10 protein-coding genes, 1 tRNA gene and 1 pseudogene are annotated in these 14,554 nt (G+C 68.1%); 3 read left to right on the top strand and 9 right to left on the bottom strand.

Annotation, left to right across the window (positions count from 1 at the left end; all coding sequences use genetic code 11):
* Window positions 1-393 (top strand): 4'-phosphopantetheinyl transferase superfamily protein (locus tag CXY81_RS01900; RefSeq protein ID WP_146067584.1); only part of this gene is annotated, 393 nt, incomplete at its 5' end.
* Window positions 394-562: 169 nt separating this feature from the next.
* Here the strand turns inward: CXY81_RS01900 and CXY81_RS01895 are convergent.
* The 3 genes from CXY81_RS01895 to CXY81_RS01885 all read right to left on the bottom strand — a co-directional run bounded on the left by CXY81_RS01895 (window position 563) and on the right by CXY81_RS01885 (window position 6,894).
* Window positions 563-1,990 carry a M1 family metallopeptidase gene (locus CXY81_RS01895; RefSeq protein ID WP_233193924.1) on the bottom strand — a complete coding sequence of 476 codons (1,428 nt, stop codon included), beginning with the start codon at window positions 1,988-1,990 and terminating at the stop codon, window positions 563-565.
* Window positions 1,990-5,922, bottom strand: coding sequence for a Pls/PosA family non-ribosomal peptide synthetase (locus CXY81_RS01890; RefSeq protein ID WP_104193790.1), 3,933 nt, complete (start codon window positions 5,920-5,922; stop codon window positions 1,990-1,992). Before CXY81_RS01890 ends, CXY81_RS01895 begins: the two co-directional genes overlap by 1 nt.
* 114 nt (window positions 5,923-6,036) lie before the next feature.
* A complete protein-coding gene (locus tag CXY81_RS01885) occupies window positions 6,037-6,894 on the bottom strand; it encodes a Cof-type HAD-IIB family hydrolase (protein ID WP_158251975.1) in 858 nt (285 codons plus the stop codon).
* Window positions 6,895-7,144: 250 nt separating this feature from the next.
* Here CXY81_RS01885 and CXY81_RS01880 point away from each other — a divergent pair, with 250 nt between their 5' ends.
* Complete coding sequence (locus CXY81_RS01880) at window positions 7,145-7,930, top strand: acetoin reductase (protein ID WP_104100116.1); 786 nt, start codon at window positions 7,145-7,147, stop codon at window positions 7,928-7,930.
* 138 nt (window positions 7,931-8,068) lie between these two features.
* Here the strand turns inward: CXY81_RS01880 and CXY81_RS01875 are convergent.
* The 6 genes and pseudogenes from CXY81_RS01875 to CXY81_RS01850 form a co-directional block, all read right to left on the bottom strand.
* Window positions 8,069-9,148, bottom strand: a pseudogene (locus CXY81_RS01875) (YihY/virulence factor BrkB family protein).
* 246 nt (window positions 9,149-9,394) lie between these two features.
* Window positions 9,395-9,469 (bottom strand) — tRNA-Arg (locus CXY81_RS01870).
* Between the two features lie 57 nt (window positions 9,470-9,526).
* Window positions 9,527-10,531, bottom strand: coding sequence for a CHAP domain-containing protein (locus tag CXY81_RS01865; RefSeq protein ID WP_104193789.1), 1,005 nt, complete (start codon window positions 10,529-10,531; stop codon window positions 9,527-9,529).
* Between the two features lie 107 nt (window positions 10,532-10,638).
* Entirely contained in the window at window positions 10,639-11,136 is a 498-nt protein-coding gene (locus CXY81_RS01860; protein WP_104100118.1) for an HNH endonuclease, read from the bottom strand.
* Between the two features lie 363 nt (window positions 11,137-11,499).
* Complete coding sequence (locus CXY81_RS16545) at window positions 11,500-12,390, bottom strand: C40 family peptidase (protein WP_233193923.1); 891 nt, start codon at window positions 12,388-12,390, stop codon at window positions 11,500-11,502.
* A gap of 263 nt (window positions 12,391-12,653) precedes the next feature.
* Entirely contained in the window at window positions 12,654-13,361 is a 708-nt protein-coding gene (locus CXY81_RS01850; RefSeq protein ID WP_104171871.1) for a metal-dependent transcriptional regulator, read from the bottom strand.
* Between the two features lie 73 nt (window positions 13,362-13,434).
* Here CXY81_RS01850 and serC point away from each other — a divergent pair, with 73 nt between their 5' ends.
* Entirely contained in the window at window positions 13,435-14,553 is a 1,119-nt protein-coding gene (serC, locus tag CXY81_RS01845) for a phosphoserine transaminase (RefSeq protein WP_104193788.1), read from the top strand.
* Window position 14,554: the final 1 nt, after the last annotated feature.

The raw sequence follows: 14,554 nt of genomic DNA, 5'->3' as shown, positions 1-14,554 counted from the left end.
GCCGCGGGCGCCGCCGCGGGCGCCGCCGCGGGCGCCGCCGACACCGCACGCGCGCGGGCCCGGTTGTGGACCGCGAAGGAGGCGGTGCTGAAGTGCACGGGCGACGGGCTCCGAGTGGACCCGCGCAACCTGACCGTCTCGTTGCCGGGCGGCGGCGGCCGGGGCTCGCCGCGCCTCGACGCCTGGCGCGGAGCCGACGTCGACGTTGACGTCGACGCGATTCGGCTTCGCGACTTCGACCCGGGTACGGCGCTCATGGGTGCCGAGTACGTGGGCACGGCGCTCGTCGGTACGGTGGCCGTTCTCGGCGAGGGCAGGCGCGCCGCGGACGGGCCGACCGTGCATATCGTGCCGAATTCGGACATCCGTCACCACCTGAATGGTCCGGCCTAGCCGGTTGAGTCCGAGACCGCCGTACAGCACTCCGCCCCGAACGAATTCGACAGAGATTTTGCCCGAAAGGGGCTCAAAAACCGGAAAATGACTCGCATTCGAGAGAATCTCCGTCGAATTGGTTCGACGCCGGGCGGGAGGGTCGGTCGGCTGGACCAGCCAACCTCGCCTAAAGCTTGGGCAGGGCGCTCCGGTAGATCCAGCGGTCGACGATCCGGCGAATTTCACCGCTATCGGTGTGCACGGAAAGGAACTCCACAAGGTCCTCGGTAGTGATCGAACCGTGGCGGCGCGCCCGCGTATAGGCGCGCACGGCGCCGAAGAAGGCGTCGTCGCCGAGCGACCGGCGCACCGCGTGCAGGGCCAGGGCGCCGCGCTTGTAGACCCGGTCGTCGAACATGTCGTGCGGCCCCGGTTCGCCGACGACGATGTCCCGCGGCAGGGCCGCGATCTCGGTCCGGTGCACGGCGGCACTCGCATCGGTCGTTGGTCCACCGCCGGCCTCCGCCCACAGCCACTCGGCGTAGCAGGCGAACCCCTCGTGCAGCCAGATGTCCTGCCACCGCACGACGGTCAGGCTGTTGCCGAACCACTGGTGGGCCAGTTCGTGGGCGATCAGCCGGTCGCTGCCGTGCGCACCGTCGACGTGGTTGCGACCGAAAATGGCGAGGCCGTGGGCCTCGAGCGGGATCTCCAGCTCGTCGTCGGTGACCACGACCGAGTAGGCGTCGAACGGGTAGGGACCGAAGCGGTCGGCGAAGAGTGAGATCATCTCCGGAAGTCGGGCGAAGTCCACCGCCACCTCGCGGGCGAGGTTTGCCGGGAAGAAGATGCGTTGGGCCACCGGGGCGGCGGCGGCGTCGGTGCGCCGGTAACGGCCGATCAGCACCGTGGCCAGGTAAGTAGCCATCGGCTCCTTCACCTCGTAGGTCCAGCTGGTGCGGCCAGACCGGGTCGTGCGCGCGATCAGCGTACCGTTCGCCACGACCGTGTAGGGGTCCTCGCAGCTGACCCGGATGCGGAACGAGGCCTTGTTGCTGGGGTGGTCGTTGCAGGGGAACCACGACGCCGACCCGGTCGGCTGGCCGGCCACGAGCACGCCGTCGTCGAGTTCCTCCCAGCCGACCTCGCCCCAGATGCTCTTCAACGGATGCGGCGCGCCGCGATACCGCACGGTCACCTCGAACAGCGCCCCGGCCTCGATCGTCGCCACCACCGTGATGGTGAGCTTTCGCGCCCTCTGGCTCACCTTCAGCGCCCGCACCCCGTCGACGGTGACCCGGTCCACAGTGAGACCATCGAAGTCGAGGCTGAACCGGTCCAGCCTCATCGATGCCCGGGCCTGCACGGTGGCTGTGGCCCGCAACTGGTTGGTGGTCACCCGGTAGTCGAGGTTCAGGTCGTAGTGCAGGGCGAGGTAACCGCCGTTCCCGTTGCCCGGCAGGTACGGGTCGCCCGCGGTAGCGGCGCCGTGGGTGGGAGCGGCCCCTCGAACGCCGGCCGGGCCGAGCGCGGATCTGGGCGGCAGCGGGGTGAGGCTCTTGGCCGGGCTCTGAGCGGGGCCTGAGGGCGGTGGGGTGCGAGGCATGGTGGGCATCAAGTTTGCCATGGCAGACTGCGCCACGGCGAAATGGGGTTGCCCGACCACACCGACCCGGCCGGCACGCGTTCTCCGCGCATCACCAGCGAGGCAGGCCCCACAGTGGCGCCCTCCTCGATGTCGGCCGCCGGCAGAATCACGCTGTGCGGCCCGAGCGTGGCGCCCGCCGCCAGGGTGACCCGGTCCAATTGCATGATGCGGTCGTGGAACAGGTGCGTCTGCACCACGCAGCCCCGGTTCACGGTCGCACCGTCTTTGATGCTCACCAGGTCCGCCTCCGGCAGCCAGTAGGTCTCGCACCACACGCCGTACCCGATGTGCGCGCCGAGAGTGCGAAGCCACACGGCGAGCGCCGGCGTGCCGGCCGCCTTCGCCGCGAACCAGGGTCGGGCGACCATCTCGACGAAGCTGTCCGACACCTCGTTGCGCCAGATGAACGACGACCAGAGCGGATGTTCCGTAGCGTCGATCCGGCCCACCAGCAACCACTTCGCGGCCGTGGTCACCAGGGCGGCGACGGCCCCCGCGGCCAGCAGCACCAGACCCGAGAGCGCGATCGTCCACCCCAGGCCGACCGTGAGCCAGAGCGCATCAAGGGCGACGAGCACGCCGAGGGCGATCAGGACCGTGACGATGACCGGCATGATCCGGAGCATCTCCCACAGCGCCCGCCAGGTGACGAGCCGGGCCGGTGGGTGGAAGGTGCGGGCCTCGTCGACATCCGTCACCGTGCGGCGCAGCCGTTCGGGCGGGTTGCCCAGCCAGGACGACCCGCGTTTCGCCTTGCGCGGCGTGGAGGAGAGCACCGCGACGAGCCCGTTGCGCGGCACCGTGCGGCCCGCGCCCGCCATGCCGCTGTTGCCGAGGAACGCCCGGCGGCCGATCTTGGCCGGCCCGATGTGCAGCCAGCCGCCGCCGAGTTCATAGCAGGCGACCATGGTGTCGTCGGCGAGGAACGCGGCCGGGGCGATGGTCGTCAGGGCGGGGATGAGAAGCACGGTGGAGGCTTCCACGCCGGCGCCCACCTTCGCGCCGAGCAGGCGCAGCCAGATCGGGGTGAGCAGGCTCGCGTAGATCGGGAACAGGAGCGTGCGGGCGCCGTCGAGGATGCGCTCGGTCATCCAGACCTGCCAGCCGATCCGGCTGCGCACGGGATAGTACCCCTCCCGCAGGCCCACACCGAGCAGCCGAACGGAGCCGAGCACCAGCAGCGCGTAGACCAGCCCGGCTGCCACGACCGCGAGCGGGGTGGCCAGGGCGGCCCGCCCGGCCGCGTCGGCCAGGGTCGCGGCGTCGCCGATGGACGCCCCGACGATGAGCGCTCCGACGAGCACCGCGATCGCGGGCAGGGCCGTCATGGCGATGGCCCCGGTCGCGAAGGCGGTCAGCCAGCGGGTCCCGCGCGGCGGGCGCTCGGCCGGCCAGGAGCCGCGGGCGGCGCCCATGCGGGCGGCCGGGGAACCGGCCCAGCGTTCACCCGGCGGCACCGGTCCGGAGACGGCCGAGCCCGGCTCGATTACGGCGCCCCGCCCGATGTCGGCGCCTCCGAGCAGTGCGCTGCGGGAGCCGACCGTGGCGCCGGCGCCGATCCGCACCGGCCCGATGCGCAGCACGTCGCCGTCGATCCAGTAGCCGGACAGGTCGGTCTCGGGTTCGATGGCTGCCCCGGCACCGATGTCCAGCATTCCGGTTACCGGCGGCAGGGAGTGCAGGTCGACGTCGGTGCCGATGCGGGCGCCGAGGGCCCTGGCGTAGTAGCTGATCCAGGGGGCACCGGCCAGGCTCACGGCATCCGAGAGCAGTGCCACCTGTTCGGCGAGCCAGAGGCGCAGGTGCACCGATCCGCCGCGCGGATAGTTGCCGGGCTCCACGCCGCGCAGCAGCAGCCGGGCGGCGACGACGGAGATGGCCATCTTGCCGGGCGGGGTGACGAAGAGCATGAACCCGAGCGCCACCCACCACCAGGAGATGGTGGGCGCGAAGGAGGCGCCTGCCCAGCCCGCGAGCAGGTTGTTCGCCGCCGCGAGGTAGACCAGCCAACGCGCGCCGACCAGCACGTGCAGCGGCACGCCCAGCAGGGTGATGGTGAGGCGGCTGCGCCGGGGCACCGGCTGAACCTCCCGCACGATACTCGCCGCCGCGGGTGCGCGTCCGTCGAGCTCGTCGGCGAGGGAACCGATCCGGGGGTAGTCGTAGATGTCGGAGACTCGGGTGTCGGGGAACCGCTCGCGGACGGTCGACACGAACTGGGCCGCGGAGAGCGACCCGCCGCCGTGGGCGAAGAAGTCCGCGTCGGGGCCGTCGGCCGACACCCCGAGGATGGCGGCCCAGCCGGCGGCAAGCCACGCCGCCGTCGGCGAGAAGGCCTCCGCCTGCTCACCCCCGGTGGCGGGAAGGGGCCAGGGCAGGGCACCGCGGTCCACCTTGCCGGAGGTGCGCGTGGGCAGCTCGTCGACGACGTGCACCAGCGGCACGAGCGCGGCCGGCAATTCTTCGCGCAGACGGATGTTGGCGGCCGCCCGGTCGAAGAGGGCCCCCTCCACCTGGGCCAGGTAGCCGACCAGGATCTGGTTGCCGGCCGGGGTTCTCTGCACGACCGCGGCCGCTCCGGCCACCCCCGGGAGCGCGCGCAGGGCCGCCTCGATCTCGCCGAGTTCGATACGCCGGCCGCCGAGCTTGACCTGGTCATCGGCCCGGCCGACGAACACGAGACCCTCGCGCTCGTAGCGCACCAGATCGCCGCTGCGGTAGGCGCGGTGCCAGCCCAGCTCGGTATGCGGGGCGTACTTCTCGGTGTCCTTGCCGGCGTCGAGGTAGCGGGCCAGCCCGACCCCGCCGATAATGAGTTCCCCGGTCTCGCCGTGGGCCACCCGGGCACCGGCGGCGTCCACCACGGCAAGGTTCCAGCCGGCCAGAGGAAGCCCGATCCGCGCCGGCCCGCGGCCGTCGAGCAGGGCGGCGCAGGCGACGACGGTGGCCTCGGTCGGGCCATACGTGTTCCAGACCTCCCGGCCGCGCACGGCGAGGCGCGAGGCGAGCTCGGGTGGGCAGGCTTCGCCGCCGAAGATCAGCAGCCGCACCCGCTCCAGCGATTCCTCCGGCCACAGGGCCGCGAGGGTCGGCACCGTCGACACCACGGTGATGCCGTGCTTGATCAACCACGGGCCCAGGTCGACCCCCGAGCGCACCAGGGAGCGGGGCGCCGAGACGAGGCAGGCACCGTTCCGCCAGGCCAGCCACATCTCCTCGCAGGAGGCGTCGAAGGCCACAGAAAGGCCGGCCAGCACCCGGTCCGCGGGACCGATCGGGTCCGACCGGAGGAACAGGTCGGCCTCCGCGTCGACGAACGCGGCGGCGGAGCGGTGGGCCACCGCCACCCCCTTGGGTACCCCGGTGGAGCCGGAGGTGAAGATCACCCAGGCATCGTCGTCGGGGGCCGGCATGGCGCCGATCGTGCCGGCAAGGGCCAGGTCGTCCCCGGGCGCCAGCATCCGTTCGGCGAACATCTCCGCGTCGATGCCGGTGCGCACCTCGAACACGCCGCCCGCCCCGATCACGCCCACGACCCGGGCCTCGCCGAAGACGAGCCGGGCGCGTTCCTCGGGGTCGTCGGCGTCGACGGGCACGTAGGAGGCGCCGACCAGGAGGGTCGCCAGAATGGAGAGATACAGTTCCCGGGTTCCCGACGGGATCCGGATGCCGACGGTGTCGCCGCGGCGCACCCCGCGGCGACTGAGCTGCTCCGCCTGCTCGGTGACCAGGCGCACCAGATCCCGGTAGTTGATCGCCCCGTCGACGTCTTCGAGGGCGAGCGCGCCCGGATGCCGGCCGGCGGTCGCGAGCAGGATGTCGACCAGGGTGCGGGCCGGCGCCGCGCGGTGTCCGGCCTCGAGCACGTCCTGGCCGGGCTCAATCGGGGTCAGGGTCACGCAGGCTCCTCGTCCAGGTCGCGGTGCCAGCCACCGCGCGCCACCAGTTTAGAACCCGCAGGTAACAGGGAGGTGTCCGGTTACGGTGACACCGGCGACGGGTGCCGCGACGCGTCAGATCAGACCGTGGCGGCGGAAGGCGTTCCAGACGCCGTCGCCCTGCACGGTGGTGGTGACCTCGTCGGCGTAGGCCTTGACGGCATCCGAGGCGTTGCCCATGGCGATGCCGACCCCGCAGACCTGCAGCATCTCGATGTCGTTGCTGCTGTCACCGATGCCGAGGGCGGATGCCGCGTCGAGGCCGAGCCGGTCGAGGAGCCGCAGGATCGTGGAGCCCTTGTTCACACCATTCAGCGTCACCTCGCCGCTGCCGCGCCCCATGTGCGGGATGGTTCCGGTGATGACATGGAAGTCTCCGCTGAGCGCGTCCGACACCCGGTCGTACGCCCGGAGGTCGCCGGCGAGGAACACCGACTTCGCGATGCCCGTGAGACTGAAGGGGCGCACATCGGCGAAGGCTTTCAGCGCCGGGTGTGCGACGGCACCGGTGACGGATGCCGTCGCATACCCGGCTCCCACCTTCCGCTTTTCGCCGGACGCGTAGTAGTCCGCGAAGCGGTCATGCACGCCGGGGCTCGGGTACAGCTCGTCAAAGGACTGCAGGTAGAAGTCGTACCCTGACTCCTCATAGAAGCTGATCATCCGGGCCACGGCCGCTTCGGGCATCGAGCGTTCGATCACGAGCTCATCGCCGATCTCCGCGAACCCGCCGCCGGAGCTGATGAAACCGTCGAATCCGATGTCGCGGATCGCGGGGTAGATCTCCACGGACGCCCGTCCGGTGCTGAGGTACACCAGGTGCCCGTTGTGCCGGGCGGCGCGCACCGCGTCGATCGCCGACTCCGCGATCATCGAGCCGGTCTCCATGAGCGTGCCGTCGACGTCGACGAACGCGATGCGGGGGGAAATCATGAGGCACTCCAGACGAGGTGGTCTCCGGGACGTGTGCATCATCGGAGACGACCGGAGTGTGGTGATCGTATACATCGACGCTAGCTGCTGAGGCGTGTTCCGCGTGACCGGGTAACATCGGCGAACCGGTCGACAGATCTGTCGCCTAGCCTGAAGGGGTCCGGATGATCGTCTGACCGACACCGTCAGGGCTGCGGGTCAACGACGCCAAACGGCGCTCAGCATGCCCGAACCAGAAATGAGAACCACCATGACCGTTTCGAACAAAGTCGCACTCGTCACCGGAGCCGGGCAGGGAATCGGACGCGGCATCGCACTCCGCCTCGCCCAGGACGGCTTCGACATCGCCGTCGCCGACCTCGACTTCCAGGCAGAAAAGGGGGCCGGTGTCGTCGCCGAAATCGAGGCTTTCGGGCGCAGGGCCGTCTTCGTCACCGCCGACGTCTCCAACCGCGATGATGTGTTCGCCGCCGTCGACACCGCGGCCGAGAAGCTCGGCGGATTCGACGTAATCGTCAACAACGCCGGCATCGCCCAGGTCACGCCCATGCTCGAGGTCACGGCGGACGATCTGGAGAAGATCTTCCGCATCAACGTGAACAGCGTCGTCTGGGGGATCCAGGCCGCGGTCGCGAAGCTCGACGAACTCGGCCACGCCGGCAAGATCATCAACGCCGCCTCCATCGCCGCCATCCAGGGCTTCCCCATCCTCGGCGCCTACTCGGCCTCGAAGTTCGCCGTCCGCGGCATCACTCAGGCTGCCGCCCAGGAGCTCGCACCTCGGGGCATCACGGTCAACGCCTACGCCCCCGGCATCGTCGGCACCGGCATGTGGGACCTGATCGACGAGAAGCTCAGCGCCATCAACGGCAAGCCGCTCGGCCAGAACCTCAAGGAAAACGTCGACGGCATCGCGCTCGGCCGCATCGAGACCCCGGAGGACGTCGCCAAGATCGTGTCGTTCTTCGCCGGCCCCGACTCCGACTACGTCACCGGCCAGGTCCTGCTCGTCGACGGCGGGATGCTCTACAACTAGGGCCTGGAGCGCCCCGGGGAACGACGCTCAGTGACACCCGGAGGCGAGGTTGGGAGCAATCCGGACCTCGCCATCCGTGCGCGGACGCTGGGTGTCCCTGGAAGGATTCGAATCCCCAACCGGTTCCCGGCCGTCGCCCTATTTCTTCTTCTTCGACTCGCTGTCGTCACTCGTTCGTCTGTTCAGCCGCAACCGTCGGCCGATCGCGATGTCCTCGCGTACCTTGTCGGCGGCCTTGTCGCTCTTGCGGGTGTCCCGCGGCGGCAGCTGAAGTTCTTCTTCTGCGGCGATGCCCGCCTGCAGCTCACGGCCCCGTTCCAGCTCGGCGTCGAATTCGGCACCGAAGAGCAGGGCGAGGTTGGCTATCCATAGCCAGAGCAGGAACACCACGATGCCGGCCAGGGAACCATACGTGCGGTCGTAGTTGGAGAAATTGGTGACGTAGGGGCCGAACAGGAATGAGGAGATCACCAGAGTGAGGAATGCGAGTAACGCACCCAGGCTGATCCATCGGAACTTGGGCTGCTGGGCGTTGGGGGTTGCCTAGTACAGGATTGCGATGATCAATACGGCGGCTACCGCCAGGATGGGCCACTTGATGACCGACCAGACGAACTGGACGGCCGACCCCAACCCGAGAGTGTTGCCGAGCGCATCGGTGACCGGACCCGACACGATCAGAACGACAAGCGCCACCACAATCAACAGAATGCACACCACGGTCACGCCCAGCTGCATCGGGCGCAGCTTCCAGAACGGCCGGCCCTCGTCGATCTCGTAGATGCGGTTCATGGCCCGGCTGAACGCGCCGACGTACCCGGATGCTGACCACAGCGCCAACAGGATCCCGACGACGAGGGCGACACCGGCCGCCGGCGAGGAGCTGAACTGCTCGAGCGGGCCGCGCAGAGTGTCGACCGTGTCGCCGGGCGCGACCTCGTCAACGAGCGACAGGATTGAGTTCGTCGAGTTTGCACCCTGACCGAACGCTCCCAGGAGCGAGACCAGCGCAATCAGTGCGGGGAAGATCGACAGCACGGCGTAGTAGGTGAGGGCGGCGGCGAGGTCGGGGCACTGGTCGGCCGTGAATTCCCGCAGGGTCTTGCGCAGCACATACCGCCAGGACGGCTTGACGATCTCGCTCCGCGAGTCGGGTTTGCGGGAATCGTCGGGCGCCGGTGCTCGCTCGCTTTTTTCGCGCGCACTATTGCTAACCATGGGTGCTCTCCTCGGCTTCGCCAGCGATCGATTCGTGCGCGCCTCCGTCGCGCCGCCGCTGAGTGAGTTCGATTAGTTTCATTGACTCCGGGAAGGAATTCAAGCCAATTCTGCACATCAGGTCAATCACACTATTTCCGTGACAAAGCGGGAAATTCCCCGTCTTTAAGGAAGGAAGTCGACCGCTCTACGGACACGTCGACACAAGGGCGATGTGCTGGTCGGTCGGCATCGACGGATGATTCGTGGTGCCCCTGGAGGGATTCGAACCCCCAACCGTTTCCTTAGGACGGAACTGCTCTTCCGTTGAGCTACAGAGGCTGGCCACTGAAGTTTAGCGGTTGTCGGCCGGCGCCGCAGCGCACCGCTGCGACGCGCTTACGTCGGCGGGTACAGGAAGAGCGGAACCTCACTGGCCGACACGGTGCGCGTGTTGTACGCGTGACTGCCGTTCCAGTTGTATTCCTCGAGAATGACCGAGCCGTCGCTGTTGACCGACTGCACGTAGGCCACGTGGTTGTAGTTGAACCAGGCGACCGCGCCGACGACGGGAGTGTCGCCGGTGGCCCAGCCCTGGTCAGCCCAGGCGCTGGCCCAGTTGCTCGCGTTGCCGCCGCTGGGGGTGAGTTTGCTCCAGGTCCAGGTCCACGGGGAGCCGGTCGACCCGGCGTCGCGGTTGAGCCGATATGCCACGAAGTCCACGCATTCGCGGTAATAGTAGCCAAGCGGAGACAGTCCGCCGCCCTGGGTGTCGGTGGCCCGGTCGAACCACGGGTAGTCGTCGCCCTTGGCGCGCACGCTGTATACAGCGAAGTCGGTGGCAGCCGATCGGGCTGCCTCGGCGGTCTGCTGCGCGGCCAGTGCACGCTTGGCCTCGGCATCCCGCTGGGCGAGTTCGTCGCTCGTGGTCGCCGTGAAACCGTCGCGAGCGACGGTGATGGCTGCGGCGCCACTGTCCACCGTGACGCCCTGCGTGTCGGCAACCCGCGAAGTCGTCGAGGCGGTGTCGCTCGCACCGGGCGCGAACGCATAGGCCGGAAGGCCGGCGGTGAGGAACAGTCCCGGAATGGCCAGCAGGGTCACGGCGATCTTCATGGGCCGCCGGCGGCGCGACCGGGGCACCGGGCGGCTGACGGCCGGTGCGACCCGCGGGGGAGCGACCGGATTGAGCCGGTTGCTCCGCGCCGCGATCGATGCCTTTTCGAGGTCCAGAGCCTTGGTTTCCGCCACCGCAACCGCATCGGGAATGCGCACCGGAATGTTCACGGTGGCGTCGGCTCGGGCCTCTGCCGCCTCACGCTGCGCACGCAGTTCGCGGCGCGAGAGCGGAAAAATCGGGGTCTCTGGCGAACCAGAAGTGCCGGGTACGCCGGATTGGGGCAAAAGATGATCCTCTAACGCACCGAGATCGAGGTTCGGCGCTTCTCAACCCTAGGCGACGGCGACCAGGAAGTCACCTTCTGGCGTTACATCCCTGTTATATTCGCGGGTCAGGCGGCAGGAGCAAGAAATTCATCCCACTGCGGTAACGGCCGCTCAGCGCCGCGCACCACCCAGGTCGTGCCGACCGGCAATCCCGGGTGGAACAGGAGTTTCCAGCCCATCTCGGCCGGCGTCCGGTCGCTTTTGAGGTTGTTGCAGCGAAGGCAGCAGGCCACGAGATTGTCCCAGGTGTCCCGACCTCCGCGCGACCGAGGCATTACGTGGTCGATCGTGCTGGCGGTCTTGCCGCAGTACCCGCAGCGATGCTCGTCCCGGCGCAGCACGCCGCGACGGCTGACCGGCACCGCCCTGGACCGAGGGATGCGCACGTAACGCGTGAGCAAGATGACGCTCGGTCGCTCCCAGGAACCGGAGGCGGCACAGATCGGATGCCCCTGGTCGGCTTGCACGATCGTTGCCTTGTGATTCATGACCAGCACGAGTGCTCGTTTGAAGGACACCACGGCAAGGGGCTCATACCCCGCATTGAGGACCAGTGTGCGCATGCGTTCCCTTTCGAAAAGGGCTGGACGGCTTCCAGCCATTCGAACTACGACAGTCAGTGAGAAGGAGCGAACAGGCAAACAAAAAGGGCGCCGTCACCATGACAACGCCCTACCGGCCACACGGTGTCCCTGACACGCGCAACTCAAGTTTGCTCGACTGCTCTGCCGCAGCGCGGAGCGGCAGCGCACATCCATGGTGTGGATCGTGCGCCGCTCGCGCATGGGCTCTCCCGAAAACTCGCAAAACATCAGAGCAACAGGTTAACCCACATTCGGCGCCACCGCGAAGTGCGGGACGCCGAATGTGCTAGGTGTTACGAAACATTCATCTGGCGGCCGGCCGGCTCGGATCTTCCGGCAGGCTCAGATGCCGAGACGCACGATGTAGTACGAGCTGGTCCAGATCGGCTGCACACGCACGGCCGCCCCCTCATACGGCGCGTGCAGGATGTTGCCGTTGCCTGCGTAGAACCCGTCGTGGCCGTCCATGATGACGAGGTCACCCGGCTGAGCCTCAGATTCGGGGATTCGGGTGCCCGCCGCCCCCTGCCCGGTCGAGGAATGCGGCAGCGAGATGCCGAACTGCGCGTAGACGTACATGATGAAACCGGAACAATCGAAGCCGGCCGGGGTGGCCCCGCCGTAGACATAGGGGACACCCTGGTAGCCGGCCGCGACACTGTAGACGGATGCCAGGTCGAAATTCGGGTATGCCGGGGCAGCCAGGTAGTCGGCCGACGACGGACCGGAATACGACGCGGCGTAGGAGGTCATCGCGGCCGCGGCTTCCAGTCGGCGCCCCTCGGCGGCCGCTGCCTCGGACGCGGCAACGGCCGCCGTTGCTGCGGCCGCTGCCGCCGCCAGTTCCTCGGGGGTGGTGGCGGTGAACCCGTCGCGCGCGACGCTCACGGTATCGGCCGCGGCGGCGACCGCCACGGACTGCGCACCCGATTCGGTCAACTCGGCCGAGGCCGTTGACGCGTACTCCTCTTCGGTCGGCGCGAACGCATAGGCCGGGATGGCCATGGTCGCGACGAGGCCGCCGGCGAGAGTCATGAACACGATGTTCGCCACGGCGCCCCGGCGGCGTGACCGCGGGCCGGAACGGGGGCCGGCGGCCCGATAGTGGCTGAGCTCCGCGTGTTCGTTGTCGTTGGTGATAGAAGCGCGGGTGATGGGAGCGAGGGTGATGGATCCGGTGGTGGCTATCGAGTTCGGGGCTCGACGGAAAATCTTCTTACCTAATGCGGCCAAAGTGTTTACCTCCGGCGCCTCGACAACACTAGGTAGTTGCCCCGTCCACTGCGCTCGTCGCGTGTGTGAGGAACGAATCAAGAGACGGGAAAGAAAGGCGTCTTGATCCGTGTCCGTCGACCGGAATCTGGACTGTGGACGACTCCAAGCTAACTGACGCACATCCGTTTGTCACGCCGCAGGCTACTTTTTCTAACATATTGATAACAAAATTGTGGGGAGAGGGCTCAACGGCGACGGGGCAGGCGGTGACCGCCGAATGGCTAGGCGACCGCTGCCGGCGTGGCGACGAAGATGTGGCCGGCGACCTCGTTGGGCAGTTCCAGTCCGTCCTCGAACCCATGCACCTGCACGAGCACATAGGAGCCCACGGCGGAGAAAACCCCCGTGGCCCCGGGGAGCACACCGAAGTTTTTCAGCTGGGCCAGGAGCTCGGGGTCGACCTGAACGGGTTCGCCCAGACGGCGCACCACGGCGGTGACCGGACCGGCAGATCCGGTGACCAGGTCGACGAGGCTCGTCACCCCGGCCATGAACGCGACGGCCGGCGAATCGCCCAGCTCATCGAGGCCGGGGATGGGGTTGCCATACGGAGACTCGGTCGGGTGATCGAGCATCTCCAGGATTTTGCGCTCCACCCGCTCACTCATCACATGCTCCCAGCGGCATGCTTCGTCGTGGACGAATTCCCATTCGAGCCCGATTACGTCGCTGAGCAGGCGTTCCGCAAGCCGATGTTTGCGCATCACATGCACGGCCTTGCTGCGCCCGTCGACGGTGAGCTCAAGGTGCCGGTCGCCGGAGACGACTACGAGGCCATCCCGTTCCATCCGGGCCACGGTCTGCGACACGGTCGGCCCGGAGTGCCCGAGGCGTTCCGAGATGCGTGCTCGGAGGGGAACGATGTGCTCCTCTTCGAGATCGAGAATCGTGCGGAGGTACATTTCGGTGGTGTCGATGAGATCCGTCATGCCCAGCGTTCCTCTCGGCTCGGTACGTACTGCCCAACCTTATCGCCGCGAGAGCGGCCGTTAGAATCGCCCTATGTCGAACCTGATAATTCCCACGGAACTTCTGCCCGATGATGGACGATTTGGCTGCGGCCCGTCGAAAGTTCGAAAAGGACAACTCGAACATCTTTTAGAGTTCAGCGCGAGCGTGATGGGCACCTCCCATCGCCAGGCACCCGTCAAGAACTTGGTCGGTCGCGTGCGCACCGGCCTCGCGGACCTCCTTCGCGCCCCTGCCGGTTATGAAGTCATTATCGGCAACGGCGGGTCCACCGCGTTCTGGGACGCCGCCGCGTTCTCCCTTATTCTCCGCCGCAGCCAGAACCTCGTCTTCGGCGAGTTCGGCGGCAAGTTCGCCGCGGCCGCGGCCGCTCCGTTCCTCGAAGCGCCCGACGTGGTCAAGGCCCCGGCCGGATCGCGCAGCGAGTTCGTCGTGACCGAGGGTGTCGACGTCTACGCCTGGCCCCAGAACGAGACCTCGACCGGCGTCATGGCTCCGGTCACCCGCGTAGTTGCCGACCCCAACGCCCTGACGGTGATCGACGCCACCAGCGCGGCGGCCGGTATCGACTACGAGGCCGACCAGGCGGATGTCTACTACTTCGCGCCGCAGAAGAACCTCGCCTCCGACGGAGGCCTGTGGATGGCGCTCTTCTCCCCCGCCGCGATCGAGCGCGTCGAGCAGATCGCCGCGAGCGGGCGCTACATTCCCGAGTTCCTCAGCCTGAAGAACGCGATCGACAACTCGCGCCTCAACCAGACTCTGAACACTCCGGCCGTGGCCACGCTTCTTTTGATCGAGAACCAGCTCGACTGGATCAACGGATGCGGCGGCCTGGCGTGGGCGTCCGCGCGCACCCTCGAATCGTCATCCGTTCTCTACGACTGGGCCGAGAGCGTGCCGTTCGCGACGCCGTATGTCACCGACCCGGAGCACCGGTCACAGGTGGTCGCGACGATCGACTTCGACGACGCGATCGATGCCGCCGCCATCGCCAAGACCCTGCGCGCCAACGGGATCTCCGACACCGAGCCCTACCGCAAGCTCGGCCGCAACCAGTTGCGGGTTTCCACCTTCACCGCGATCGAGCCCGGAGACGTGCGCCAGCTCGTCCGCTCGATCGAGTTCGTGGTGCAGAACCTGGGCAAGTAGG

This window comes from Cryobacterium sp. M25, from assembly GCF_002929635.1.
Taxonomy (GTDB): Bacteria; Actinomycetota; Actinomycetes; order Actinomycetales; family Microbacteriaceae; genus Cryobacterium; species Cryobacterium sandaracinum.
Note: the sequence above shows the minus strand (reverse complement) of the source record. Positions and strands in the feature narration are given on the sequence as shown.